A 26,041-nucleotide genomic window follows, 5' to 3' on the forward strand; every position below is an offset into this window, starting at 1 on the left:
ATAATATTCTTTAAAGTACCTTTTTTGTAAATATAATATGTTAGCCTTAATATATTTTGGGCAAGTTTCAACAATAAGAAAATTTGTTATCAGGTGTAAAATATTACCGAAAAGTGAGGAGACTACTGTAAAAGGAAAATCCTCCGTAAGTTTTTGTCTTACAGAGGATTTTTTTAGTTATTTGTGGTGCCACCAGGAATCGTTATTTTGATTTAAGTGACTTATATTCTTATAGATATGATTTCAAAAAAGCAGTATTCTCCCGCTATTGCTCCACCAAATTGTCGCATTACTTTGCGGTGAACTTCTTCACTACACATTTCCTATAACAAAAATAGAAAATTTCATTGAAAATACATCCAATCTAATTAAAACAAAATAAATAATCTGTAAAGCAATTATACTTCATTTGACACGATAGAAATGCGCCGAACTTTCACCTTATTTCGATATTCACTAGGAGAAATACCCGCATGTCTTTTAAAATAGCGACCTAAATAAGATTGATCTGGAAATTTGAGATCTTGAGCAATCTCCTGAATTGATAAGTCTGTAGACTGCAATAATATCTTTATTTCTAGAATAAAGCGTTTATCTATAATCTCTTTAGGAGATTCATGGGATGCCAATTCATCTGTAATCATCCATAAATATCTGGTAGTTATGCACAACTGTTTTGCATAGAATAAAACATCTCGCTGTTCTCGACAATGCGTATCAAGTAAAGAAAGAAATTGATGATACAGCTCTTGCTTTCGACTATATTTTTTCGTCAAAAATCCAAAATGATCTTGAACTGCTCCATACAAATACATTAAATAATTCTGCACGAAATTTCTCTGCATTTGCATTTGATACGGTTCATTATCTTGATTCTGGATCAAATCTGCCATATTCATCCAAATCTGAATATTCTTTAGATATTCAGATTTATCTTCATGTATATAAAAAGGATATTCCAGCAGGAATCTTGAAAACGAGATGCCTAATCTCAAACCTACTTCATCGTATAATTCTTTCGAAAAGATAAAAATCCTATTTGTGAAATCTTCTGTAGATTGCAACAAACAAAAAGTAGTGCCTGGCAATATAATCATCTCAGCATTTCTCTTTATTATGTGCTTCTGGACACCAACAGAAATAACAGCTTCTCCTTCTGTGCAATAAAGAACAAGCACTCCTTCCAACTGATAAGGACAATCTAAAAACATTTTTAGATTAGACTCCCCGGACCAAAATTCTTTATTAAATAATAAAAATGCCGAATCCATATTTTACTTGATACGTTAATTAAAATAAGATATAGTCAAAGATAATATATTCTAACTCAGATTTTCCTTTATATCTTAGCTTGTTTTAAGTTACATTCTCTTATTTTTCGAGCAAAGAGTGTATTAATTTTATGTCCGGGACATTTTGCTATAATCTTACCTTTTACAAAACCACCACATAAGGCTAAATCTCCGAGAATATCTAATATTTTGTGCCTGGCTGGTTCATTCTCATATCTTAAAGGCTTATTCATTATATACCCTAAACTCTTAAAAGAACGCTTTTCTATATTCATTAAATAAGCCAATTTATCTAACTCTTCTTGAGGTATAGGTTTGTCATAGATTACAATAGCATTATCAAGATCACCACCCTTTATTAGATTATTTTCCAATAGCTCTTTTATTTCTCTTACAAATACGAATGTTCTTGCAGAAGCTATTTCTCTACAAAAATCATTTAAATCATCCAATACTGCACTTTGGTGATTTAGTAATGGAGAATCAAAATAAATATCTGCGCTTACCGCTAGCTTCTCATTCGGTAGCAATAACATGGATGCTCCGGTCTCTGAATCTTTAACAAGTACCCTTTTCCTTTTAAAACTTATATACTGTCTTTTCTCTAATTGATTACGAATACCGATTTCTTTAATTTTACGAATGTAATGGATGGAGCTCCCATCTAATATTGGAAACTCTGGCCCATTTATTTCTATTAAGCAATTATCTATACTACATGCATATAATGCGGCGAGAGCATGCTCAATTGTACTTACAGAAAAGCCTTTGCCGGATAACACTGTACCTCTTTGCGTTCCCGAAACATTTTCAGCTAAAGCCTCTATTACAGGCTTACCTGAGATGTCTGATCTTCTAATTTTATACCCTTCATTCTCAGATGCTGGATTAAATGTGATTTTAAGGTCTAAACCTGTATGCAGTCCTTTACCTTCCAATGTAAAACTTTTATTTAATGTTCGTTGTAGCATATCTATTTTTACAATATTGTATAAACTAATTATTTTATTTGACGTTTATATATCATTTCCAGATTTGAATATGGAACAATACCCATTATTCGCTTATTTTCAACACCCTCCCTGAATATTAATACACTAGGAACTCCGGATACGTTATATTTATCAATCAGCTCTGGATATCTATCCACATTGACTTTATAGATTTTGATATTGCCTGTATTCAATCGAAGATTTTCCAGATTATTTTTCATTTCATTACAAATGTCTGAATCATTTATATAGAAAAGTAAAAAGCATAAAGGCTCTTTCTTTAACGAATCAGCGAAGAAAGTACTCTTGACTTCAGGAATATTATCTTCTATTAGTCTATATTCTTTCCTCTTGAAGTCTCCAATGAGATACAAGCCTCCTGTAAGGGCAATAATCAAAAAGATAAAGTGAATCTCTCTAAGTTGAAATGTTTTCATAAACAGATAATTATAAGAAACTATAAAAATCGGGTTTTATACAAATACCCACTCTAAGGTTCGTACTGTATTTATTATAATTAAGCAGGCTTTCTCCAACGCCATCACTAAACCTCAAAAAGAATGATTGATTTAATTTTTCTGAGGGTTTATAACCTATACTCACAATTGTATTTATATTTCCCCATCCCTTGCGGGGAGTCATTTCAGTTGTGATCCACCATTTCCGGTTTCCTGTAATTGCATTAAAAGATATTGTTCCCAATCCTCTGTATTCTAGTAAGTTTTTATTTTCACCACCGTCAACATACGGGATCCACACCTTGAATCCGATTGATAAAAGCATGTTTATAAAATATTTTCCATTAATACTTATATAGTTCCAGCTTCGGGACTCTTTATCCTCACGTCCATTAGATTCATGCTCGAAAGCCACTAGAAGACCTCCTCGGAGTTGATTCTTTTCAATGATGTATTTTCCAATTCCAATCCCCGGATTATAGTTATTGTCACGAAAAGGAGAGGATTCCCTGTAAATATCCCAGAAAGACTTTTGAGTATATGTCAGATAGAGAAATGAATTAAAAGGCAGAATACTTTTTGTTAACCGCTGCCTGATGCTAAGTTGAAAAACAGCATCTGCCGTGTTACGGGTAATTTGTTGATTCAAGGGAACTCCTGTTACAAAATAAGTATCTTTATAAATGCCAAAAGACGGCATTCTATCCATTAGTTTGATTATTTCCCGCTCATCAACGTTTATACCTCTATCTCTATAAGATGCAAGACGAAATTCCTCTTTTATTACTTTTCTCAAACTGTCTCCGGCCATATTAATGAGTTCATTTTCCTGCGCACGCAATACTTGACCACTCAATCCGGTTAAAAGGATCAACAAATAAATAAACCTCATAATTTTCATCTTTAGATTATTGCTTATTTATATCTGTTTGATCTTTTTTGAAAATTGCGAGGATAATATAACCAAAGAATAAGGCTCCATAGGTACAGTTAACCCAGCACTCAGAAGATAAGGGATATGTTCCCCAATAACAGCCCCACAGGAACCAATGCAAATAACCAAGAATAATACCGATGGAAACACCAATCAGGGGAAGAACATTAATTCGGATAAATTGAATTATTATTTTTATCATATTCTAAATTTAAATTATCTGATCATCATTTGTTTCTAGGTTTATTTTCCGGATATTAGGGTCATCCTGATTTATTTTGATGACGACCCAATGATGCAACCTCAAGTTGTCTCGTAGCATTTTTAACTGGCCTTCAGTCTTATGTCTATATTTTCCCTTCGGTAGGAATATCCCTTCGGTAAATTCATTTTCCAGATATATTTTCTCTCCTTCTATAGGCATTCTACTCTCATGAAAGAACACATGTAATTCACCAATAGAATCTGAATTGGAAATGAAATTGTAAACAATTCTGACCCTAACATTTTCTGTTTGTTTCGTTAACATTGAATACTTTTTTATTGTCGTTTATAAGCTAATACATCTTTTCATTTGCGCATAAGAAGAACACAGGAACCGGATTCTATAAAGAATCGGTTCCTGAATTCAAACTAATTAAGGTATGAAAAGTAGTGTTTATTCAGAGCCTCCTCCGAGAGCTCTGTATAAGTTTACGGAATATTGCAATTGTTCCAGCTTATCACTAACCTTCCCGAGTTGTGATTGTAGCAGGCTCTGCTCGGCATTCAAAACTTCCGTGTAGTTTGCTTCTCCGGCTTTCAGTAATTCCTTGGTGAAACGAACTGCTGTAGCAGTCGATTCAACCTGTTTATCTCTGATTGGATTTTTGTCGACGGACGATTGGTAGCTGTACAAAATATCCGATACTTCTGCGCCTGCTGCCAATACTGTTTTTTCGAAACTTAACAACGCCTCCTCCTGCTGGGCTTTGGCTATTTTCAGATTTCCGATAAGTTGTTTTCTTGCAAACAACGGCTGAGTTAATCCTCCAATAATATTGGCAAAGATATTCTCAGGTTTGAAAAAATTAGACAGAGTATTTGCTCCATATCCGACCGTTCCCGAGCTTAATCTGATAGAAGGATAAAAACTAGCTTTAGCTGCATAAGTCAATTCGAAAGCAGAACGAAAAGCTAGTTCGGCTTGCTTTACATCCGGACGTTTGGATAATAACTGAGCAGGAATACCTGTATTTAAGTCTTCTGCGATGATTTGTCTGTCCATCGTCGAGCGGTCGATATTTCCGGGTTTACGCCCTAGAAGAATACAAATGGAATTCTCAGTTTGTCTAATCTGGCTCTTGATTGTAGGAATAGTAACCTCCGTACTATATTGAAGCGATTTACTCTGCTCTACTGATGCTCCATTTAATATTCCGGCATCCATCAAAGATTGCATTGTTTGTGTACTCTCTTTCAGTAAACCCACCGTTTCTTCTGTTATTCTTAATTGCTCATCCAAAGCCAGCAACGTATAATAAGATGTTGCAATATTAGCAATCAATGATGTTCTTATCAGATCTTTGTAAGCATGACTATTTAAAAACTGAGCATATTTGGCCCTCGATTGCCTGTTTAGTTTACCCCAGACATCAAGTTCCCAACTTGCACTAACTCCTAAAGTATAATTAGTCGAATGATAGCCTAAGACATCTTTACCGTTGCTCCCATTACTATTTCTCAGATGTTCAGCTTGTGCAACCAAAGATACGTCCGGAAAATAGGCAGCTTTTGCCATTGACAAGTTTGCTTCGGCTTGTTTTATGCGGCTCACAGCAATTTGCAAATCATAATTCTTCTGCAACCCTTCATCAATATATGCTTGTAATATAGGATCAGAGAAATAAGTTTGCCAAGGGATATTAGCGATTGTATTTGTATCAACGGCAGCTTGTTCCCTATATAAATCAGTGGTATCTATATCGGGCGATTTATATTTATTTGTTACCTGGCAGGATGTAAATCCTATTGAGGCGACAAGCCCCAATAGAATTATATGATTAATCGATTTTGTTTTCATTTTTGTATTTTTGAAATCATTTTTATTCTTCACCATCCTCTTTTTCTGTATTTAATAATCCGGACTGAGTGAATTTGTCCTGAATAAGTTGAAAGATTATATATAGAGATGGAATAACCAAGATACCAAGAATAGTACCGATCAACATACCTCCTACAGCACTGATACCTATCGAACGGTTACCGATAGCACCAGCCCCTGTGGCAAACATCAGTGGAAGAAGTCCGGCTATAAAAGCAAAAGAGGTCATTAAGATAGGTCGCAAACGTGCAACAGCTCCATTTACAGCAGCATCAATGACACCCATTCCTTGTTTTCTACGCTGGATAGCATATTCTACGATAAGTATTGCATTTTTAGCCAAAAGACCAATAAGCATAATAAGTGATATCTGAACATAGATATTATTCACAATACCTATATGCAAGCCAAAAATCATCAAAAATATATACACACCGGCTAACCCAACAGGTAATGAAAGAATAACAGCAAGGGGAACGATATAGCTTCTGTATAATGCCGATAATAAGAGATATACAAATACCAAAGAGAGAATAAAGATAATAACTGTCTGGTTGCTACTGCTTACGGCCTCTCTGGTAAGCCCGGAATATTCGTAAGCGTAGCCTATAGGTAGAATTTGCTCACTTACCTCTGTTACAGCCTGTATAACATCTCCGGTACTATATCCTTCCATAAAATTGGGGATAATAGTAACATCATTAGACATAAACATATTGAAACGCGTCAGATTTTGTGGTCCTGTAATGTCTTTTATCTCTACAAACCCAGTGATAGGAGCCATTTTTCCACTATTTGTCCTTATGGAAAGGGTGTTCAGGTCATTGAGTTTTGCCCTATATTCCGGTGCTGCTTGTACCATTACACGGAATTGTTTTCCATACAGGTTGAAGTTGGAAATATACATACTACCGACATATGCCTGTATCACTTCCATGACCTCACTCAAAGTCAAACCTGCTTCTTTTATTTTAGGAATATCAGCTATAATTTGTTTCTGAGGAAAATTAGGATTAAAATTTGTCATAGCTATCATCACTTCTTTACGTTGACGCATAGCATCCAGAAATTCATTTGTTATTCCTGTAAACTTATCCATATCTCCACCTGTTTTGTCTTGTAATTGCAGCTCCACCCCTGAACTCATACCAAAACCTTGCAGTGTAGGGTTACTGAAGAATAGAGGGTTTACATCTTGTATGCTCTTAGTTTTCTCTGTCAATATCGCAACAACCTCATTAGTAGATAACTTGCGTTGATCCCATGGCTTCATTTTAATTACAATTGCACCATAAGAACTTCCCGGACCACTCATAAAGTTGATACCTGAGAGGTTTTGTATAGATTCAATATCCTCTATTTCATTTGCAATCTTTACAACATGTTGCATAATGGAATCTGTTCGTTCCAACGATGTTCCCGGAGACATGCTGATCATACCCATTATTCCATCGCTATCTTCCTGAGGGACAAAATCGGTAGGTGAAAATTTTATCATTCCAAACAAGGCAATTGTACTGACAAGTATAATAGTTGCTGTAATCCATCTGTGCCCTTTTTTTCCTAAAAAGTGAAGAGCCGATTTGTATTTACTTGTACCTGTGTTAAATGCAATATTGAATGAATAGAAGAAACGTTTAAGAAAACTCTTATTCCCAATCTCTTGATCTTTATGCCCTTTTAAGAATAGAGCACACAGAGCCGGACTCAGTGTTAAAGCATTTACCGCCGATATAATAATAGCTATAGCCAATGTTAGACCAAATTGTTTGAAGAAGATACCTGTTGTTCCACCAATAAGACTGACCGGAATAAATACGGAAGACATAACCAATGTAATAGAAACAATTGCCGGAGCTATTTCTTTCATTGCTATTATTGTAGCTTTCCTCGCATTCTTTTCTCCATTATCAAGCTGGGCATGCACAGCCTCGACGACGACAATTGCGTCATCGACGACAATACCAACGGCCAGAACTAAAGCAAACAAAGTGAGGAGGTTTATTGAAAAGCCAAATAATTGCAGGAAGAAAAACGTTCCGATAATAGCTACAGGAACCGCAATCGCCGGAATTATTGTAGATCTTATATCTTGTAGAAAGATAAAAACAACAATAAACACAAGAATAAAAGCTTCGATCAAAGTTGTTACAACTTTATGTATGGAAGCATCCAAAAACTCACTGCTATCCATCAGGTAGGTGACTTTAATTCCCGGAGGCATTGTTTTCTGAGCTTCTTCTACAACAGCTTTGACGTTTTCGATCAACTCTTTTGCGTTAGAGCCTGCTGTTTGATTGATATAGAAAGAGGAGGCTACATTTCCATCGAGGTGATTTGTGAGTGTATAATCGACAGAGCCCAACTCTACATTTGCAATATCTTTTACGCGTAATATATTTCCATCTTCCGAGCGTATGATAATATCTTCGAAAGCTTTTACTTCTTTCAATCGACCTGTGTATTTCAGAGTATATTGAAAAGACTGATTGCCATTTTTACCAAGTTCACCCGGGGCAGCTTCTATATTTTGATCTTGTAAGGCTGCAATCACTTCCGATGGACTGATCTTATAAGATGTCATTTTATCAGGCTGTAGCCATATACGCATCGAGTAATCATTGTAACCCCATATTTGGGCATTCCCCACTCCAGGTACACGTTTTATTTGAGGAAGAAGATTAATATTCAGATAATTGTGAATAAAGGTCGCATCGTGCTCAGGATTCTTGGAGGATAGACTGATTATCATAATCATACTACTCTGCTGTTTCTGAACTGTTACTCCTTCTTTTGTAACCTCTTGTGGCAATAGTGGGGTTGCTTTAGATATTCTGTTCTGCACATTTACAGCAGCCATATCAGGATCTATTCCCTGACGGAAATAAACAGTGATTTCGGCAGTACCGAGATTGGATGCCGTAGATGTCATATAGGTCATTCCCTCCACTCCGTTGATTGCTTCTTCGATAGGAACAATAACACTATTCATCACCACATCGGCATTTGCCCCTGTATACATTGTCTCTACTTTGACCGTAGGCGGAGCAATATCAGGATATTGTTCGACAGGCAAGGTCGCCAGACCAATTCCTCCCAATATCACTATAATAATGGAGATAACAGTGGCTAATACTGGATTGTCTATTATTGATTTTAACATCGTTTTATATTATATTGAGATTACTCATTCTTTAATTGCTATTTTCTGTCCGTGACGTAGAGTCGCTATACCTTCGCTGACTATACGATCTCCAACTGACAATCCACTTGTTACAGCATAATTTTGACCATCAGGCATTTCAGTTGCTGTGATTATCGTTTGCACAACAGAATCTCCCGAAACCTTATATACCTGAAGCTTATTTTGTTGAGAGAAAGTCGATTTCTGCGGAATAATAATTACATTATCAAGCATTTCAGGAATGGATATTCTACCGCTGGCTCCACTGCGTAATTTTCCTTCTTTGTTAGTGAATTCAGCCCTGAAATTGACAGATCCCGTGGTACCATCAATAATGCCCGATATTGTCTCAATCTTTCCTTTTTCAGAATATATACCCCCATTGGCTAGCTTAAGAGTTACCTCGTGAAGATTTTTTATCTTTTCTTTTTGAGATTCACCTGTCGTCGCATCAAGCAACCGCATTAGTTCTTTTTCGTTCAAAGAGAAATAGGCATACACATTACTTGTATTTGCAACTGTAGTTAATATATCAGCGTTACTCACAAGACTACCCTGACGAAAAGGAATTGTTCCTACAATTCCATCAACCGGACTAACCACATTAGTCCAACTAAGTGCTGCTTCTGCATTTTCAACTTCGGCTTGAGCCTGTGCAAGTTCAGCCTGTGCTGTTTCATATGCATCCTCTGCCGTTTGTAACTGTACTTTGCTTATGATGCCTTGTTCGGCTAAAGGACGCAGCCTGTTTACATTTGTCAAGGCTGTATTCAAGCGAGCTTTGTTACTTTTCAAGCTTGCCCTAGCGGATTTTAGGGCTTGTTCAGATGATGGTGAATTAATTTTAAATAAAGATTGTCCTTTTCTCACAATAGAACCTTCATCTACATGTATGGCATCAATGAAGCCATCTACTCGTGGACGTATCTCAATGTCTTCCTGTCCCTTAATAACTACCGGATAGGATTGTTCGAGCTTTGCACTTTGGTTTGAAACTACTACTGTTTGAAAAGATTGTTTGGTTTCTTGTTGATAATTATCGTTTTTATTAGAGCAAGAAAACCCTAGCAGAGCTATTACTCCGCAAAAAATGCACTTAAATTTCATATGATTTTAATTAGTTATTTAACTCTAAGGAAGGATCTCTAAGTAATTATTTTACATCATTATTCTTTAGACATTCACATTAAAAAACATCACATTAATATTTATATAGAATTCATATTTTTAAAATTATGCTTATGATACCATTCTTATAAATACTTCTTATTTTATACTCAAAAGTACTCGATGAAAAATAAATAGACAAACTTGCATTCCGATTATGAATATTAATTTAGTTTTTATGAAAATTTAGATAACTGGTGAAAACCTTAAATTTGTATTAAGGTAAACTATTATGAAGATTCTTATAAAGAAGATATTATCTATTTTTTTAATAAGATTTCTAATTTAAAGTTATCCTTATGAATAATCTACTAGAAACAGAGCTTCTTAATTTATTAACTGAAGACCGATCAGTTTCGAACCATGAAATGAAACTCGCCTATGGTAATTTTGTGACACAAGTAAAAGCTATAATTCAATCTGAGGTTGATTTTTCTAAAATCTTTCGGATATTGAATCTTACTCGTATTGAGTTTAAAGTATTACAGAAACAAATTTTATGCGAGGAGGGGGAAAAATGTGCTAAAAAATGTATATCTACAAAAGGCAATCTGGTATCTCAATGCTGAGATTGAACTAACAAAATTGATCTTTTCTCAGTCAGGACGAGCACCAATTCAAAATTCATACAATTCAAAAGTATATTTTGCCCCTAATTCGAAAGGCTTAGGGATCGATAGCATGGGAGAGCTTGCCTTAACACTTGATCTATCTAAACAATTTATGGACGAAGAAGGAAAACCTGTTCCGTTCATACATATAGCTCATACCTTAGAAGATGCATTTAACTTCACTTTTGGGGATGCCTATAAATCCAAAGGCAGAATATTCATTCGCAAACCTTACAATCTAACTAAAGCATTGGACTATCTCAAAAATCTTCTTACTCGTGAGAGCCGAAATAGGAAGATGAAAAAAGATGGATCTATAAATGCTTAATTATAAAAAACTTATAAAGCAAAAATAGGGGAGTATATAGGGATTCCCCTATTTTTCTGTCTCTAATTGTCAGTCCTTTGCTTTACCAATCGATTGGAATTAATCAATTATTAATTTCAAAACAAAGAATTATGTATTTAGACAATGAAGACTTTCTATCATGGATGGAGAAACTATTCAAGAAACTTACAGTTATAGGCAGTGACCTAAAAGCAATGATGGCAACAGGAGAAGCATTTAACAATGAAGATAAATTATTAGACAACCAAGATCTCGCTTTTCTTCTCAAGGTGAGTTATCGGACTTTGCAACGTTATCGGGATTGTGGACAACTTCGCTATTTCCTAGTCAGGCGAAAGACCTTCTATCGCATGGCAGATGTCAAAGATTTTATTCAATCCTATGCCTCAAAAAAAGAGATTGTGATGTTCAATAAAGGCATAAAAGAGGATAAAATCCTTAAATGATTCTGCATCAATTCATCTAAGCAGAATGAAGCAAAAGGGTGAGGGCTGTGTCTAGTCCATCACCCTCTCTACAGGCTCCGCATTTAGCAGAAACACCCTCGCTCAACCGCTTCGGATTGTTTAGCTAAATTGAGCAAGAGGGAACTGGACTATCGTCCTGTTCTCCTCTTGCCCTTCGGGGCAAAGCCTTCGGCTTTAGTGCTTTATTGAAAAGCACTGTTATAACACTTGCTATAACTGGAATTGATAGACAATTCTATTTAAGCAAGTTAAATATATGAATAACTATAAAATAGTTATAACTATGGAAAAGCAGAATAGAAAAAACATATTTACAACCATAGCGATAGATAAGGAAACGGATAGAATTATAGAAAAACTCGGTAAACGCTATTCGCTGAAAAAAGGAGAAATTACAAAGCTAGCTTTTCAGTATCTAGATAAAGCAAATATCAATCCGAGCGAAGCTCCCGAATCAACAAAAGCAGAACTAAGGAAGATCAATAAACGACAAGATGATATTATTCGTTTTATCCGACACTACGAAGAAGAACAACTTAATCCGATGATTCGTACAAGTAATTCGATTGCCACAAGATTTGACAATATAGTCAAGTCCATGGAAGATATTATTCTCTCTCGGTTGCAAGCAAATCAAGAAGGGCAGAACAATCTACTAAAGATGCTAAGTGAGAAATTCACAGGACATGCTGATACCATTAACAATCAAGGGAAGCAATTATCGGCACTTTATAAGAATCAGCAGAAGGATAACAAGAAATTGCTACAACTTATTAGCCTCTATTCTGATTTAGCGAATTGTGGAGTAATGGAATCCAAGAAAAAGGAAAATCTAAAAACTGAAATTGCCAGCCTGATAAACAGCCAATAATATGAATATCGATTTTCCACCACCATCCAACGGAATATATAATAATGCAGGCAGTTGTAAGCGGCTCTCTGCGTACCTCGAACATGAAGATCTTGAACGTATGGAGAAAGGTATTTACACGGAAGGCTTTTTCAGCTTGACAGAAGAAAACCTGTACAAATCGCAAGTTGTAAAAGACATCGACAGCAATAAAGCCCAACTCCTGAAAACGGATGCTAAATTCTACGCTATCCATATCAGCCCATCGGCTAAAGAATTACAAGCAATGGGAACAACAGAGCAGGAGCAAGCAGAAGCTATGAGAAGATATATTCGGGAGGTCTTTATACCTGAATATGCTAAGAATTTCAATAAAGGATTAAGTGAAAATGATATTAAGTTTTATGGAAAGATTCATTTTAATAGAGATAGATCAGAGAATACAGAAGGGAATATGCACTGTCATATTATAATCAGTCGAAAAGATCAAGCTAATAAAATTAAACTTTCCCCATTGACCAACCATCGTAATACAAAAAAGGGTGTAATCAAAGGAGGATTTGATAGAACAAATCTCTTTCAACAAGCGGAAAAAGGGTTTGATAAGCTGTTCAATTATAACCGACCTCTCGACGAAAGTTTTGAATATTATAATGTTATGAGGAATGGTTCTATTTCTGATCAGCTCAAAATGCAAGAACTCACTAATTCATTACAGCATGATGACATGAATTCAGTAAGTCAGCCATGCAATCAGTCAGAAATACAGAAAAAGCAAGAGGCAGAAAATAAACAAAATATTAAACAACAACGAAATAGACTTAGATTCTAGAATGCCATTCTACTTTATTAATAATTTATTTTAATAACAGACATATAGGAAAAACCTATACTATCTTTACCAAAAGTAAGATTTGATTTATCCTTCCATAGGGTCGCATAATCAAAGTTATATGTGCTTTCTCCTCTTGGGCTATCAAAATAGATCGTATCATTCACAACCTTATATTTACCCTTCAAATGTGTAGAAAAGGAATAATCGTATTCATAGGTATTATTCCCATAAAGAGTCAACCAACCATTGTTCCCTGCAACTCCATCTAGGTATGCAACCAACAGTTCTCCTTTATAAAAGTGTTTTTTGGAGAATATACCTCCTGAAAAAATAAGAGGTATCGCCATTACAATAATCAACAGTAGGGTTAAAGCGTTGTTTTTTTTATCTTTGAATTTAGCCTGAACACTTCTAACAATGCTATATATCAAATAACCGATTGCAAATATAAAAATGACAAAGTATGCCAATGAAACTATCCATGCAGAGGTGCCTATGTTGTTTATCCAATAAGGGCTGGTATTCTCATATAGGAATATAATGATAATGAGAGTTACCAGAAGAAAACGATTTTTCATAGAAATATTAGTTACTCTTTTAGACTATTTGCATATATTATTATGGAATTGATATAATCAGTATCAAAAGAAATCATCATAAGTGAATCCATTCTATATAAATCATAGCCGTCAGCCCATATTCCCTTCGCTGATATATCTTTGAATCTTATAGATTTATTCAGAATTTCAAGTATTCTGCCGATATAACATACCGATTCATCTTTTCCGTCAATTTGGAAAGGTGTTTCCGTATCTTTTAACCATTTCATTAACTTTTTTGTTGAAAGAGGAATAGATAGTCTAGATGGCAAATCCATCTTATTATTAGCACTCAATACTTTTTCAAAAAATATTTCGTTTTCGCCTCTTTCAATGGTTTTGATAAATTTCTTATTAAAAAGTATAAAGCCATCGACCATATAATCTGAGAATATATACTTTGTTAAAATCCAATCTTCACCCTCATCTATAACAACCCCTTGCTCTTCCTGTTTTCTAAATTTTAATTTGAAAGAGTAATAAAATCCTTTTTCTATTTTCATTGTTCAATGGTATAAAGTTTTAAGAAAATGTATTTTTATTTTCTCATTGTCTATTTCAATAGTTCCAAACAGTTTATCTTCTTCCGTTTCTTCTCGCAGTATACTAAAATTTAAGAAGTGTCTATCTTTTTCTAAATTGTATAAATAGTTTACCTGTGTCTCAATATTAAAGGTATACCTATGTTCTAGCTTATTGTCAACTATTTCTGTAAGATATACTTTATTAGAAGAAGGATATTCATTCCACATTTGCAACATTCTTCCTTTGTGAACAAAAGAACATATAATATTCATATCAAAAGTATCAACAAGGCATCTCAATCCATCCATTTTATACCTTTCTTTTTCACTACTCTCTGCCCTATTATTTATGAGGTCATTCTTCGTACCTTTAAAAATCTCCATTTTTATAGGGTCATTAATTTCATAAACAGATGAATGACCCATTAAATGACCCAGATAGTTTGTTACATAATAGTTCCCATTGAACTTGTTCACATTTATAGCTTCGTTAGAATATCCTCTATATATTTTTTTAGTTTTTTTATCTAGGAAATAGACCATTCCACCCCATTCTCCATGGGTTGTTTTTAGAACGATAAACTGTTCATCTTCATAAATTGGGGCTTCTGAATTTTTAATTTTCTTGAGCTTGCTCAGTTTTGTATCTATCTGATACATTGATATATCCATATGACTATAATCTACAACTAAGAGTTGATTATCTTTCTTGGCATAGTTAAGCATCCAATGCCTATCTATTTTATCAGGTAAAAGAGATGAGCCTATAAAGTCGCCATCTTCATCGAAAGCAAACAGATTATATCCTTTATCTAACCCATATGCATAAAATTTTCCATCAAATTGTATCGCTGCAAAACACTCTTTCTCTGTTTGTAATACAATCGTATCAATCTCAATAGAAACATAAGGAGTCTCTATATTAATCTTATTGTGTCCGACTTTTTTGTTTTGTGAACATGCAGATGTTATAGTTACAAAGAATACTATAAGAAATAAATAACACTTGTTTGAACGCATAGAAATTAAGGTTTTTGTTATTATCGTTCGGTTTTTCTTGTCTCATAAAGCTAGTGATTTTATCTACACGATCAATCTATTAATATAGAAATTCAGAACCATCTTAAATCAAAAGTTATTTACCGTCCAAGTTCGGTTATTTCCGCTTATAGCTACCTGCTGTTTGGAGGGGCGGTAGCTCGCAGAATAACCGCTTGTCCAATAATAACTTTTGACGAATAAAGCCAATCACAGCCAATACCTGACATAGCATCCCGATTCTAAAAACCTATTCAAATTCTGATTTATTTTACAGCAAATCATTGCCGTGAGAATAAAAAGTATAAATCAATAAATTCAGAATTATGGAAATTATAGCAATCGAGAAAAGGACTTTCGAGCAGATGGCACAGCATCTTGAAAACTTTGTCAAACAAGTCAAAAATCTTTGTGGAAGTTCCCATGATAGTAGCAAGTGAATAGATAATACAGAAGTTTGCGAACTATTTCAAATCTCTCCCAGAACGTTACAGTCGTATAGAGATAAGGGTGTTTTGTCTTATTCTCAAATAGGTCGTAAATGTTATTACAAGACAACAGACATAGAACAGTTAGTCAGTCAATCACAAATAAAAAAGTAGCCCATGAAAGAAGAAAAATATACAATCGATTTGAGAGCGTTGGTGGGTAATTGGGAAAGTATCAACCTTAATCCAACAATTATCATTTACAGGGATGATGCCCAATATTTAATAAGTGTTATCCACATGAACGAGACGAGCAAGCAGGCAAACCCTGCCACTTATGAGATACAGGAAGATGAGAGTGGGCTTTTCATTAACTACAATCTGAAAAGAACAGCTATCAGCTACGATGCAAAACTAGATTTATTAACGATCTCTACTTTGGGAGACTATATACGTAACTAAAATATGAAAATGTTAAATAGAAAATCAAAAGAGATAGATTCTTTTTTCACGGCTTTAGCTGAACTTTCAAGTCTTATCCAACAAGCGATGAAAAACCGAACGCCACACCTAAACGGAGAAAAATTCTTATCAAATAGTGATATTTGCCAAACGCTTCATATCTCATCTCGTACCTTACAGAATTGGAGAGATACAGGAATTATTCCTTTTATTCAGATTAGAGGCAAAATATTGTATAGGCAGTCTGATGTGATAAAATTAGTAGAGAATAGTATTGTAACCTGATATATAAAATCATCCCTTTATGAAAGATCAAAGATTTTACTCTTTGGTCTTTTTTAATATGTATTTTTACAAGTGATAATATATCTTTAAAAAGTATAGCTAAATAAAGTAGTTATGAAATATGTTTATATAGATTGGAATATTTTTAATAAAATTGAACAGAAAGACAGCTTATCTGATGAAGAGTTTCTCATTTTTGATAAGATAGAGAGACTCATACTAAATAAAGATATCATTTGTCCATATTCAAATGCACACATTAATGATTTATTAAGAGGATATAAAAAAAATTCTATTTATATAGATGGGCATTTAGAAATATTAAAATACCTAACAGGAGATTTATGCATTGTACAATATTGGGGACGTAATAGTGCAACATGGCATTATAGAGATGTTAAAGAATTCTTTAACTCGGCAATAAAGGATGGTCATTCGTTGCCAGATTTTTATTTAGATCTATGCTCATGGGATGAAACTGGACTCTGGGCACAGCAAATAAATCTTTTACGTTCTATTAAAATTCCTACTAATCTCAAGGATATATATAAAGCTAATCCGATTTTTGAAGCAATGTTTCCAAAAACAAAGGAAGATATGAATATTCTCGCAATGTGTGAAGATCTATACCAATTTTCAAATAATGCCAAGAAAGATTATTTGCTATACAAGTCTCTTAAAAAATATATGAACCAAAGTCGGGCACGCCTAAAACAACAGCAAAAAATACTCAAAGATATTAATAAAAGTATGTCTGAAATTCCTTCATATTTAGAAAATGATAGTTTTTATGAAAAATATTTACCTAAAACAAAAACAAGCAATAATGATAAAAACCAACAAATCACTGATACTTTTTTTAAATTAGATATAAAAGGATTTAAGTCTGATGAAAAGTTTGCTAATATGATAGATGATTCATTACACACATTTTACGGAGCACATTGTGAATATTTTCTTACAATAGATGATAAATGTCATTATAAAGCGACTGAAACATATCATAAACTTGGAATACCAACTATATGTCTAAAACCCTACGATTTCATTAAGATTATAGATATCTAAATACTAAAAAGGTGCTAACTTCCAAGAGAAAAGCACCTTTACACTATTCTGGAGATGAAGATTATACAGAAGTTCCCACCAAATTACTCCCCACTTTCTTCATATCATTCAAAATACTCTGATCCAACACACGAGCATAACGTTTAGTCATTTTTATATCTGAATGTCCGAGCATTTTAGCTACATTCTCAATACTAGCACCATTGGCTAGGCAGACTGACGTAGCATAGCTATGGCGGGCTGAATGTGTGCTAAGGTTTTTCTTAATCCAGCACAAATCGCTAATTTCCTTCAAGTAAGAGTTCATCTTTTGGTTGCATGGAACAGGCAATAATACATTCCGTTTTCCACAAATGGGATAACCTTTGTATTTCTCTATAATAGCCAACGGAATATCCAGTAGTGGAATATTACACATATTCTTTGTTTTTTGACGAGCCTTCCTAATCCAATAGTTTCCCTCTCGGTCTTTTACTATATGTTCTAATGTAAGTTGCTTTACATCTATGAATGATAATCCGGTAAACGCACAAAATATAAAAATATCCCGAACCAAATCTATGCGAGGTAATTCAAACTTTTTGTTTATAACTGTTTGCAACTCATCCCAAGTAAGAAACTCTCTGTTTACTTCCTTCTCCTGAAACTTTATCCCCATAAAAGGGTCTTTTACAATCCATTCATTGGCTAGTGATAGGTTGGTTATCTTTTTCAAGCACTTCATATAACGGATAACTGTATTTTGAGCACAGTCCTTTTCTGTTTTCAAGTAGAAGTCGAAAGCCCGAATAAATTCTCCGTTAATATCCTTTAATGGTAAGTCGTCTTGATTATAATTGAGTTTGATCAGTTCTGCTAAATAGCGTTTACAGCTTTCATAACGGCGTATAGTTATCAAGGCAAAGTCTTTCCCCACTAACTGCATACAACGATCGTTATGCTCCTGAAAAACGGCTATAAGTGTTTTAGGTTCTTCTTTCTTTTCCAAGCAGAAGAACTTATCCCGCAAAATTTCTGCTGTGATGACTAATCCTTCCTCCTTTAGTTCGTAATGAATATTGTACAGCCTTATTCTAGCTTCATCAATAAACTTATTCAGGTCGTTTGATTTGCGGTCTTTCCCGCGAGAACATTCTTTTGCCTGATTCCACAAAGCAGGGTTAATGCTTTTACGAATATTCGTTTCAGAGCGAACATTATTAACCGTAATCCTCATACATACAGAGGCTTCGCCATTTTTCAATAGTTTAGTTTTCTTTAGGAAGAACAGAACAGCAAACGAATTTTTTTCCATCATTTTACTACTTTTTAAGTGATACAAAATTATGGAAATGGAGTGAAGTTTGATTGATTTAAATAACTGCCAATCAATGACTAATAACGCCAAAAGGTGGAGATGAATTATCCTTAAATTTGCTCCACCTTTTGCTCCACCAAAGTAGGTCTAAATTTACTGTTTTTTGCGTATTGGGCGAAAATAAAAACTCCTGAATTCTATTGAACTTCAGGAGTTTACTTCTTTTTGCTTTCTCTAAAAGTGGTGCCACCAGGAAGAGAACTAATGCTCCAACTATATTGACAACCAGTATTTTATTATTTTCTAAATTTGGAATCCCTCACGATTTAGCATACGATTTATTTTCATCGTTCTGCTCGCTATTAGCATGATTTCAAATACAAAGTTAAGGAAAATATCCATAACCATGAAGGCTTCTTTCGAAATTTCACTCCAAAACAGTGTTTTAATATACTGATTAACAGCTTACAATATTGATTTCTACATAATAAACTAATAATTGCACAACACAATAAACTAATAGGAAGATGCAATTATTGTTCTGTGAATAGGACAAAAACAGTATGTTTTTGTTTTGTCTATAAAACAACATTCTTTCTGTTACCGCTGTAACTGTTACGGCGATAACAGAAAAAAATATACCTATAATATTTTATTTTTCAACTGCTTACCGAATATTGTTAGGCGATATTTTTGCAAACGACTATTCGGTTTATCAGGCTTTGTCATTTCTATGTAGCCTTGTTCTAATGCAGGTTTTAAATATTTCGCTCGAAAATTCTCTCTATCTGATAAATTCAATTTCTCTTGTATTTCCAAACGATTCATTTCTTTGTTCAATACACTAATAAGGGCTTGAACTTGCTGGGTGACTTGCTGGGTGACTTGCTGGGTGACTTGCTGGGTGACTTGCTGGGTGACTTGCTGGGTGACTTGCTGGGATGCAGGAAATGTCATTCGCAAGAAATTCTCTGTAAACTTGAAACATTCTTTCCCATAACTTCTCAAAATACGAGGAACACCTGAACCTAAATGTTCAACTAAATCCAAATCACGGAATACGCGCATTAATTCTTTATTGCGAGGAACAGAATATCCTTCAAAAAACTCTTTTTCGGTCATACCTTGGGGCAGGCTTCCGAACGAAGTGATTTCTATTCTATCATCGAAAAATTCAAATTTAGGTGGTACTTCTGAAGTGTAATCGTTGTGAACTATTGCATTGATTATAGCTTCCCTCAAGGCTACAGAATTCCAAAGTCTCTTTTCTTCTCGTTCTTTAGATGTTATCTTTGCTAATGTCTTATTCTCAACGTCAATCTTATCTAACACTTGCTTTGTTGCTTTGACTAACGAACAATAACCATACTCGTTATTTTCCGTTAAATCCACTCTATCCAATCCATCATACTTTGCCACCTTTATTGACATTCCATTTACATCAGCCAGCAAATAGGCAACATAATTATATGATCCGTCTTCGGTAAGTAATTCCAGATTAGATGCAAACTGTTGATTTAGTGTTTTCTTTGAGCCTTCATAGTATATCTTAAGTTGTTCAAAGGTAAGATTCTGATTTAAAGATTTAATTTTACCTATGGAGTTGCGAGTACGCTTCGCAAACAAAGATTCTATCATTCGAACGGGCATAGGCTCTGCTGCCGTTCCGACACGGATAAATGTGCCTTTTTCTGACATTCCGAGTTTTTTGATATAGTATGGCTTCTCTGTTCCACTTGCAAATGTAATCTTAATGATATCTTTGGAATCAATACTCTCTGTTATCACATCAAACAGCCCCATACTAGACGGCATAATATTGTTTTTTAGGCGGTCTTTGATTTTGAGCATATCACCATCAATATCAAAAACGCCAATAACTTTTCCTGCTTTGTCGATTCCAATATATATTATACCTCCTTCTTGGTAATTCAGAAAAGCAATTGCTTCTTTTTCTAAATCTTCCGTGAGTTGCTGTTTGTATTCTATACGGTTAGTTTCAGATCTCATGATTATGTAAATTTATATATCCTTCCATTTTTATCCAAATTCTCAATCACTTTCATCGCTTCATTATGGCTCACTTTATTGGATGTAATTAAGTTACAGTAGATATTTGCATATTCATTATATATATTAGTTGCAAAGATTCCTGTATCATCTGTTCCAACAACTATAGGAGGTATCGCTTTTCCCTCTTTTTCCCATTTCAGCCAATTCCAAAGATGATATGTGTCAAAATTATAATGATGTCCGATTCGTACATTACTGGTTGGAAGCGTTTCAATTACGATTTCTTTCTCATGTAATAATGCAAGAGTTTGGAGCTGTAGTTGCCGTAATTCTTCCGGATTATAAAATTCTTCCGTTTTAATTTCAATAATCTTATTGTATTCCTTTCGATAGACTTCTGAATGATATTTTCTTAATAATTCTACTCGCTCATCGTGGAGCGAATTGGGTATTTCTTTCTTAATATCACACCATTCATGTTCGTCAAAGGTTTCAAAAATCTTAGCATCTTCTTTTGAGTCTGCGAACAATAAGGAAGGACAAAAGCGTCGTGATAACCAAGTCGACTCCAATATTCCCAGTGAATATGATTTTTTATATATCCGATAGGATAATTCCTGAATTCTATTTATCAGGAGAGGAATTTTTCCTTTTAACAGTTCATTATCTTTCGATATAATAAGATGATAAGTAAATAAGAGGTCATCTAAATAACCACCTTGCCGTATAAATAGTTTATTGCCCACGTTACGAATCCATACATCAGGACATATTCCCATAGCAGTGGCATGCCCTATCCTATCCCCATAGGATAAATTATTAAATTCAACGGCTTCATAGATTGCCCTCAATCCGCTGACAATATGAAAAAAATCCTCTCCAGCATGGTAGGTGAAATGTCTGAATCCCTTACGACGCAGGTAGCGGAAAGAGGGAGCGAATACCTCCGGCGGCGCATCAAATTCACTTGATGCAGCATCAATCCCGACCACATTTTTCATTTGATCTGGATAATGATTTTTCAACAACGCTAAAACCTGTGCTTTCGACCAAACTTCATAACGAAGGCTTTTATGCCTTATCTCTTTGGAAATGCTATTTTCTTTCTTTTTTATAAAATGTGCAATAAGTTTCAGTTGGGGAAGTTCTTCACCAGGTAATTTCAACTCGGCTTTTAAATTTTTTATTAGAGATTTCCATCCCGAATCAATTGAATTCAACAAATCTACATTTTCTGCTTCCGTAGATTTAGGAGAAAAACGTCCCTCTAAAAAACAAATATTCCTCTGTTCATTTCCGTGTAGCTGCAAGAATCTGTTTCGATATGACTTTTCGCTATATTCTCTTAATTCATTTACAGTTAGCTTTTGGAATTGCTCAAACCCAAACTGATGATTTTGTTGCACTAGAAGCCTGTTTGATAAACCGAGTATAAGCAAATAGAAATGCAGTAGGGATGCTATAGATTCTCTCGGATTGTCCTCTATGTAATTAAACACGAGTATATACATCAATCCTTCCACAGCCATCGGATACCGGGCATCGCTACCATTCTCACATATTAGGTCAGCAAATGGATGATGGATAGATCCGTGTTGAGAGTCAAGCATATTAGCCAGTAGTTTTTCGGTGGAATCTATCTTACTAAAATCAAATTCTTTTGAGTAGGAATAAAGCATACTGAAGAAATACTCCCGGAGGCTTCTTGCACACTGTAGTAAGTTTCTAAAATCCAATGGAGAACCTAGATAAGATTCTTGTTCCAGTTGCTCGCGAACGAAGGAATCATCCTCTTTTTCCAGTAATTCCTCATACACCTTATCCGGTTCTGATAAGAAATCCTGCCAAGCTATATCCACTTCTGTAGAACCGTTGAGATGCATATGCAGATCATGTAATCCGCTTTTCTCTTTTATGTAATTTTCAATTTGAGGAATATAGGGATAGGGTAAAGCAGTATACTTTGCATTAGGCAATATATATTCTCTGAAATATTCCCTTATCCCTTCTATTTTCTTATTATAGAATGGCTTCTCGATATGAAGAAAAGCCATTTGTAAAACTAGAGGTGGAATATAGGTAATCAGTTCCTGCCAGGCGTTCTGCTTTTGCTGTTGTACATGTATCCTGTTATCCCTTAATTCTAAGTATTCTTTAGCCAAACGGTAAAGCCCAATCCTTATTAAACCTTCTAATGATTCTATTCCATCCAAACTCTTTTCTTGGTTCAAACGATAATAGTGATCAGGTATATGCCGATTCTCCTGACGTTCAAGCAGTAGTAATCTCCGCTTAACATCTTTAAATACAGGAAGTTTTTTATTGATATAATCCGATAAAGAGTCTTTGTCGGATAGGAGATGTTTTATAATAGAAGAGGTTACCATGGCTGTATATTATTCTTAGGATCAGATATTTTTTTCCGTGCTTCTTTAATGGGATGTTCTCTAACATTTGTACTAAAGAGCTTTTTTAAATATGGAATAAGTATATCTATTTTTTGATTCATAAAATCATCATAGCTGATATTATTCTTTTTCAGATGATTTACAGTTTCCTTTATACTCTCTGTTCCATAAGAAAAATTCGGCAACTTGGCTGGGATTGAAAAATTAAACCTATGCGAATTCATTTCTGTATTTTGAATTATTTTTTTCTTCCCTAAAATTGACACTTTCTTAAGGTTTGAATATATTGATTCTGTCCATGCGATTTTAGTTTCTGTATTGTTTATTTGTTTGTTTATGCTTTTGATATATTCATTATCATTATCAATAAATGAAATAAATAATGGGCAAGAGAATATCCATCTAAATAGCTTGAGTTTTTTTAAATCATCAGAATCTATTTTGTCCATATTTCCTTTAAAAATACGTATATTATCTCGGGGATTATCATTACTTAACATTGTTCCAATAAATTCTCTTGCTTCTTCTACTAATATTGTATTATAGAGTATGATAATACGGTTATGCATCGCATCTCCTAAGTTATCTATCTCTTCTGTATCTTCCAGATTTTTTAAGGCATAAAACAATCTTGTAGATATTTTTCCTAACACATGAGGAGATACTACATAATATTTAGGATATTCCTTAATCCAGATTGTAAGACTATCAATTAGATTAGAAGGGCGGGTATCTGTTTTATCTTTTGACTCAGTTTCGGTTTTTTCTTCTTCGTCTGGATATTCTGAAATAGAATGATATTTAAAATTTGGCATGCCATAGCTCCGTATCTGAGATAATTCGCCAAGAGTTTTACCTAAATCAGCACTTTCTTTATCTTGTTTAATTATTTCTCCTATCGCAGCTAATAATAGATATACAGAATAGGTTGTAAATGAGGCTTGCTTGTCATTAGGTTGAGATATGCTAACAGGAATGAAAGCAATTTGTCTTTTATATAATGGTTCATCTTTGAATACATAATCTATTCTCATGCTTAAATCCCCACTCCCCTTAGCACTTTCGCTGGGCGCGTAAATAGGGATTGTTCCACCCCAGGATGATTTATTTTCTTTTTCAATATTAAGAAATGCCCTTATATAAGCGGTCATAGATCCCAATATGTCCCGGTAAACCCTATCGAAATATATTGAAGAATGCTTACACAGACTCTCAATAGAGGGTTCTAATGCAGAGTCTGTATCTTTTTGATAAGGTAAGACACTGGATAGATTTCTTATATAGCCAATTCGTATGAAGTAATCAAAAATTAAATATGCATTGTCTGTACTTCTTTGACTGAAAAGAAAGCTTAAAGCCGCTAAACTACTGTTTCGGCTTCCATCTGTAGTAGTTGGTTGAAGTTGGTATGCCTCTTCTAAGGTATGTTCCTGAAGCAATAATTTTAATATGACAGTATTAAGGTATTTAAGATTAGCTTTTGCAGTACCTATATCCACTCTTTTTTCATAGAGATCACTTAAGAAGGCGTCAGTCACATCCGCTTCCTCAAGTGGATTTTCTTTCAGTTCCAAAAGAAACTGTATCTGGGTACGAATAGGTAATCCTAATAGGAACGAGCGATAAGCCTCTTTCTGATAGGTATTTTTAATCCCGAAGTTTTCCAGAATAATATCATAGTATTTATCTATGCGATTAGCTGGATCGTTCTTACTTTCTACGTAAATATTTATTTTATCTTTTCCACTTTTATTTATTTTCTCCTGTATCGTCGTTAAATGAATTCTTCGTTGAGGTTGCATAACCTTTTGTAAGTATTGCCCTTCCATTTCTGTGACTAAATCGTCATAGTCCGACATTCTTTTCAGTTGTTCTCCTTCGTTTTTCAATAAGGCTTTCCCAAAGTTTTTCCACTGTTGTTTCCTGATCGCTTTGGAGAAAAGCTTTAAATCTCCACTTAATAAAGTGATGATATATGGTGATGTTAAGTATTTCCGAATAATTTCTAATACTGGCCAGCCTTTCTGAAAATCAATATCGATATCGTCTAATGCAAGAAGATAGGCTTTTTTATCCTGTATTTCAAGTCCTATCTCCAATAGTTCATTAAAATCGGATTCAAGACTTACTGCTGCACTAACACTTCTCAATCCTTTATCCATAATAAATTCAGCATCCTGCCATTTTTCATAGCCAAGACCAATTTTATCCAGAGAAGGTATGCCTGCTGCAAGATCTTTAAGTTTTTGTCTCCAAGTTCTATTCTTGCGATAAGATTCACTCTCTGGATTACAATCACTTTTTGATAATACTTTATCAACCTCTTTTTTTATTTGGGATAAGATAGTCAGAAAGACATGGCCTTTTTCTTCTATTAATGTCGGATCGATATTGATAACGACAACATTTTTTTCTTTTCTATAATATTCTAATAAGCTATAGATAAATGTTGATTTACCGCTTCCCCTGCTACCTAATATAGTTATAGTATCATGAAGACGTACTTTTTTGTTCTCTTTTTCTTCTTCTGTAAGACACCTGTCATTCTCCCTTTTCTGTAAAGCTATTTCTATTCGTTTTTCTATCCACCTCTTGACTTTATCAAACTCCCCTTTATGAATTAGTTCGTTTTCGTCAAACGGTTTTGCATTGGTGCTTTCTATGAGTTTTATTTCAATGTTTCCCATGATATTATTA

At 34.3% G+C, this 26,041-nt stretch carries 23 protein-coding genes; 8 read left to right on the plus strand and 15 right to left on the minus strand.

Going from position 1 to position 26,041, the window contains the following annotated elements:
• Window positions 1-398: 398 nt before the first annotated feature.
• The 8 genes from BGC7_RS03865 to BGC7_RS03900 all read right to left on the minus strand — a co-directional run bounded on the left by BGC7_RS03865 (window position 399) and on the right by BGC7_RS03900 (window position 10,050).
• Window positions 399-1,271, minus strand: a complete 873-nt coding sequence (locus BGC7_RS03865) for a helix-turn-helix domain-containing protein (RefSeq protein ID WP_050700256.1) — start codon at window positions 1,269-1,271, stop codon at window positions 399-401.
• 68 nt (window positions 1,272-1,339) lie between these two features.
• Window positions 1,340-2,263 (minus strand): UDP-3-O-acyl-N-acetylglucosamine deacetylase, encoded by a 924-nt coding sequence (locus tag BGC7_RS03870; RefSeq protein ID WP_050700257.1) that lies wholly within the window; start codon window positions 2,261-2,263, stop codon window positions 1,340-1,342.
• Window positions 2,264-2,292: 29 nt separating this feature from the next.
• Window positions 2,293-2,721: a thioredoxin family protein gene (locus BGC7_RS03875; RefSeq protein WP_050700258.1), complete on the minus strand. Its 429-nt coding sequence runs from the start codon at window positions 2,719-2,721 to the stop codon at window positions 2,293-2,295.
• Window positions 2,722-2,731: 10 nt separating this feature from the next.
• Complete coding sequence (locus BGC7_RS03880) at window positions 2,732-3,634, minus strand: phospholipase A (RefSeq protein ID WP_050700488.1); 903 nt, start codon at window positions 3,632-3,634, stop codon at window positions 2,732-2,734.
• A 253-nt stretch (window positions 3,635-3,887) separates the two neighbouring features.
• Complete coding sequence (locus tag BGC7_RS03885; RefSeq protein ID WP_050700259.1) at window positions 3,888-4,205, minus strand: hypothetical protein; 318 nt, start codon at window positions 4,203-4,205, stop codon at window positions 3,888-3,890.
• A gap of 129 nt (window positions 4,206-4,334) precedes the next feature.
• On the minus strand, window positions 4,335-5,738 hold the full coding sequence (locus BGC7_RS03890; protein ID WP_050700489.1) for an efflux transporter outer membrane subunit: 1,404 nt from the start codon (window positions 5,736-5,738) through the stop codon (window positions 4,335-4,337).
• Between the two features lie 22 nt (window positions 5,739-5,760).
• A complete protein-coding gene (locus tag BGC7_RS03895; protein ID WP_050700260.1) occupies window positions 5,761-8,922 on the minus strand; it encodes an efflux RND transporter permease subunit in 3,162 nt (1,053 codons plus the stop codon).
• A 24-nt stretch (window positions 8,923-8,946) separates the two neighbouring features.
• Window positions 8,947-10,050, minus strand: a complete 1,104-nt coding sequence (locus BGC7_RS03900) for an efflux RND transporter periplasmic adaptor subunit (RefSeq protein ID WP_050700261.1) — start codon at window positions 10,048-10,050, stop codon at window positions 8,947-8,949.
• Window positions 10,051-10,629: 579 nt separating this feature from the next.
• On the opposite strand from BGC7_RS03900, the gene BGC7_RS17840 reads away from it, so the two are divergent.
• The 4 genes from BGC7_RS17840 (at window position 10,630) to BGC7_RS03925 (ending at window position 13,219) form a co-directional block, all read left to right on the plus strand.
• Window positions 10,630-11,049 (plus strand): hypothetical protein, encoded by a 420-nt coding sequence (locus tag BGC7_RS17840; RefSeq protein ID WP_157258659.1) that lies wholly within the window; start codon window positions 10,630-10,632, stop codon window positions 11,047-11,049.
• A 131-nt stretch (window positions 11,050-11,180) separates the two neighbouring features.
• Complete coding sequence (locus BGC7_RS03915; protein WP_050700490.1) at window positions 11,181-11,516, plus strand: helix-turn-helix domain-containing protein; 336 nt, start codon at window positions 11,181-11,183, stop codon at window positions 11,514-11,516.
• A 304-nt stretch (window positions 11,517-11,820) separates the two neighbouring features.
• Window positions 11,821-12,408 carry a BfmA/BtgA family mobilization protein gene (locus tag BGC7_RS03920; protein ID WP_050700491.1) on the plus strand — a complete coding sequence of 196 codons (588 nt, stop codon included), beginning with the start codon at window positions 11,821-11,823 and terminating at the stop codon, window positions 12,406-12,408.
• Between the two features lies 1 nt (window position 12,409).
• Window positions 12,410-13,219, plus strand: coding sequence for a DUF5712 family protein (locus tag BGC7_RS03925; protein ID WP_087880041.1), 810 nt, complete (start codon window positions 12,410-12,412; stop codon window positions 13,217-13,219).
• A gap of 17 nt (window positions 13,220-13,236) precedes the next feature.
• Here the strand turns inward: BGC7_RS03925 and BGC7_RS03930 are convergent, their stop codons facing one another.
• Genes BGC7_RS03930 through BGC7_RS03940 form a run of 3 tightly spaced genes read right to left on the minus strand, consistent with a single transcriptional unit; the run spans window position 13,237 to window position 15,365 of the window.
• On the minus strand, window positions 13,237-13,800 hold the full coding sequence (locus tag BGC7_RS03930; RefSeq protein WP_050700264.1) for a hypothetical protein: 564 nt from the start codon (window positions 13,798-13,800) through the stop codon (window positions 13,237-13,239).
• 11 nt (window positions 13,801-13,811) lie between these two features.
• Window positions 13,812-14,324, minus strand: a complete 513-nt coding sequence (locus BGC7_RS03935; protein ID WP_050700265.1) for a hypothetical protein — start codon at window positions 14,322-14,324, stop codon at window positions 13,812-13,814.
• 3 nt (window positions 14,325-14,327) lie between these two features.
• Complete coding sequence (locus BGC7_RS03940; RefSeq protein WP_050700266.1) at window positions 14,328-15,365, minus strand: hypothetical protein; 1,038 nt, start codon at window positions 15,363-15,365, stop codon at window positions 14,328-14,330.
• Between the two features lie 458 nt (window positions 15,366-15,823).
• Here BGC7_RS03940 and BGC7_RS18285 point away from each other — a divergent pair, with 458 nt between their 5' ends.
• From BGC7_RS18285 to BGC7_RS03955, 4 genes are all read left to right on the plus strand, one after another.
• Window positions 15,824-15,985 carry a helix-turn-helix domain-containing protein gene (locus BGC7_RS18285; RefSeq protein ID WP_369799072.1) on the plus strand — a complete coding sequence of 54 codons (162 nt, stop codon included), beginning with the start codon at window positions 15,824-15,826 and terminating at the stop codon, window positions 15,983-15,985.
• A 3-nt stretch (window positions 15,986-15,988) separates the two neighbouring features.
• Complete coding sequence (locus BGC7_RS03945; RefSeq protein ID WP_050700267.1) at window positions 15,989-16,273, plus strand: DUF3876 domain-containing protein; 285 nt, start codon at window positions 15,989-15,991, stop codon at window positions 16,271-16,273.
• Window positions 16,274-16,276: 3 nt separating this feature from the next.
• Window positions 16,277-16,558 (plus strand): helix-turn-helix domain-containing protein, encoded by a 282-nt coding sequence (locus tag BGC7_RS03950; RefSeq protein WP_050700268.1) that lies wholly within the window; start codon window positions 16,277-16,279, stop codon window positions 16,556-16,558.
• A 114-nt stretch (window positions 16,559-16,672) separates the two neighbouring features.
• Complete coding sequence (locus tag BGC7_RS03955) at window positions 16,673-17,626, plus strand: hypothetical protein (RefSeq protein WP_050700269.1); 954 nt, start codon at window positions 16,673-16,675, stop codon at window positions 17,624-17,626.
• Window positions 17,627-17,687: 61 nt separating this feature from the next.
• On the opposite strand, the gene BGC7_RS03960 is transcribed toward BGC7_RS03955, so the two are convergent.
• From BGC7_RS03960 to BGC7_RS03975, 4 genes are all read right to left on the minus strand, one after another.
• On the minus strand, window positions 17,688-18,920 hold the full coding sequence (locus BGC7_RS03960) for a site-specific integrase (protein ID WP_050700270.1): 1,233 nt from the start codon (window positions 18,918-18,920) through the stop codon (window positions 17,688-17,690).
• Window positions 18,921-19,565: 645 nt separating this feature from the next.
• On the minus strand, window positions 19,566-20,933 hold the full coding sequence (locus BGC7_RS03965) for a Fic family protein (protein ID WP_050700271.1): 1,368 nt from the start codon (window positions 20,931-20,933) through the stop codon (window positions 19,566-19,568).
• 2 nt (window positions 20,934-20,935) lie between these two features.
• Window positions 20,936-23,323 (minus strand): amidohydrolase family protein, encoded by a 2,388-nt coding sequence (locus tag BGC7_RS03970; protein ID WP_050700272.1) that lies wholly within the window; start codon window positions 23,321-23,323, stop codon window positions 20,936-20,938.
• Entirely contained in the window at window positions 23,317-26,031 is a 2,715-nt protein-coding gene (locus BGC7_RS03975; protein ID WP_050700273.1) for a P-loop NTPase fold protein, read from the minus strand. The genes BGC7_RS03970 and BGC7_RS03975 overlap by 7 nt, the downstream gene beginning before the upstream one ends.
• Window positions 26,032-26,041: the final 10 nt, after the last annotated feature.

It is taken from the genome of Dysgonomonas sp. BGC7, assembly GCF_001261735.1.
In the GTDB taxonomy this organism is placed as follows: domain Bacteria; phylum Bacteroidota; class Bacteroidia; order Bacteroidales; family Dysgonomonadaceae; genus Dysgonomonas.

Coding starts and splice junctions, on each gene's coding strand:
- BGC7_RS03885 (WP_050700259.1), bottom strand. CDS start 4,205: ATGTTAACGAAACAAACAGAAAATGTTAGGGTCAGAATTGTTTACAAT.
- BGC7_RS03900 (WP_050700261.1), bottom strand. CDS start 10,050: ATGAAATTTAAGTGCATTTTTTGCGGAGTAATAGCTCTGCTAGGGTTT.
- BGC7_RS03875 (WP_050700258.1), bottom strand. CDS start 2,721: ATGAAAACATTTCAACTTAGAGAGATTCACTTTATCTTTTTGATTATT.
- BGC7_RS03960 (WP_050700270.1), bottom strand. CDS start 18,920: ATGGAAAAAAATTCGTTTGCTGTTCTGTTCTTCCTAAAGAAAACTAAA.
- BGC7_RS03865 (WP_050700256.1), bottom strand. CDS start 1,271: ATGGATTCGGCATTTTTATTATTTAATAAAGAATTTTGGTCCGGGGAG.
- BGC7_RS03930 (WP_050700264.1), bottom strand. CDS start 13,800: ATGAAAAATCGTTTTCTTCTGGTAACTCTCATTATCATTATATTCCTA.
- BGC7_RS03955 (WP_050700269.1), top strand. CDS start 16,673: ATGAAATATGTTTATATAGATTGGAATATTTTTAATAAAATTGAACAG.
- BGC7_RS03945 (WP_050700267.1), top strand. CDS start 15,989: ATGAAAGAAGAAAAATATACAATCGATTTGAGAGCGTTGGTGGGTAAT.
- BGC7_RS03950 (WP_050700268.1), top strand. CDS start 16,277: ATGAAAATGTTAAATAGAAAATCAAAAGAGATAGATTCTTTTTTCACG.
- BGC7_RS03880 (WP_050700488.1), bottom strand. CDS start 3,634: ATGAGGTTTATTTATTTGTTGATCCTTTTAACCGGATTGAGTGGTCAA.
- BGC7_RS03935 (WP_050700265.1), bottom strand. CDS start 14,324: ATGAAAATAGAAAAAGGATTTTATTACTCTTTCAAATTAAAATTTAGA.
- BGC7_RS03925 (WP_087880041.1), top strand. CDS start 12,410: ATGAATATCGATTTTCCACCACCATCCAACGGAATATATAATAATGCA.
- BGC7_RS03965 (WP_050700271.1), bottom strand. CDS start 20,933: ATGAGATCTGAAACTAACCGTATAGAATACAAACAGCAACTCACGGAA.
- BGC7_RS03895 (WP_050700260.1), bottom strand. CDS start 8,922: ATGTTAAAATCAATAATAGACAATCCAGTATTAGCCACTGTTATCTCC.
- BGC7_RS03920 (WP_050700491.1), top strand. CDS start 11,821: ATGGAAAAGCAGAATAGAAAAAACATATTTACAACCATAGCGATAGAT.
- BGC7_RS03870 (WP_050700257.1), bottom strand. CDS start 2,263: ATGCTACAACGAACATTAAATAAAAGTTTTACATTGGAAGGTAAAGGA.
- BGC7_RS03940 (WP_050700266.1), bottom strand. CDS start 15,365: ATGCGTTCAAACAAGTGTTATTTATTTCTTATAGTATTCTTTGTAACT.
- BGC7_RS03970 (WP_050700272.1), bottom strand. CDS start 23,323: ATGGTAACCTCTTCTATTATAAAACATCTCCTATCCGACAAAGACTCT.
- BGC7_RS03915 (WP_050700490.1), top strand. CDS start 11,181: ATGTATTTAGACAATGAAGACTTTCTATCATGGATGGAGAAACTATTC.
- BGC7_RS03890 (WP_050700489.1), bottom strand. CDS start 5,738: ATGAAAACAAAATCGATTAATCATATAATTCTATTGGGGCTTGTCGCC.
- BGC7_RS03975 (WP_050700273.1), bottom strand. CDS start 26,031: ATGGGAAACATTGAAATAAAACTCATAGAAAGCACCAATGCAAAACCG.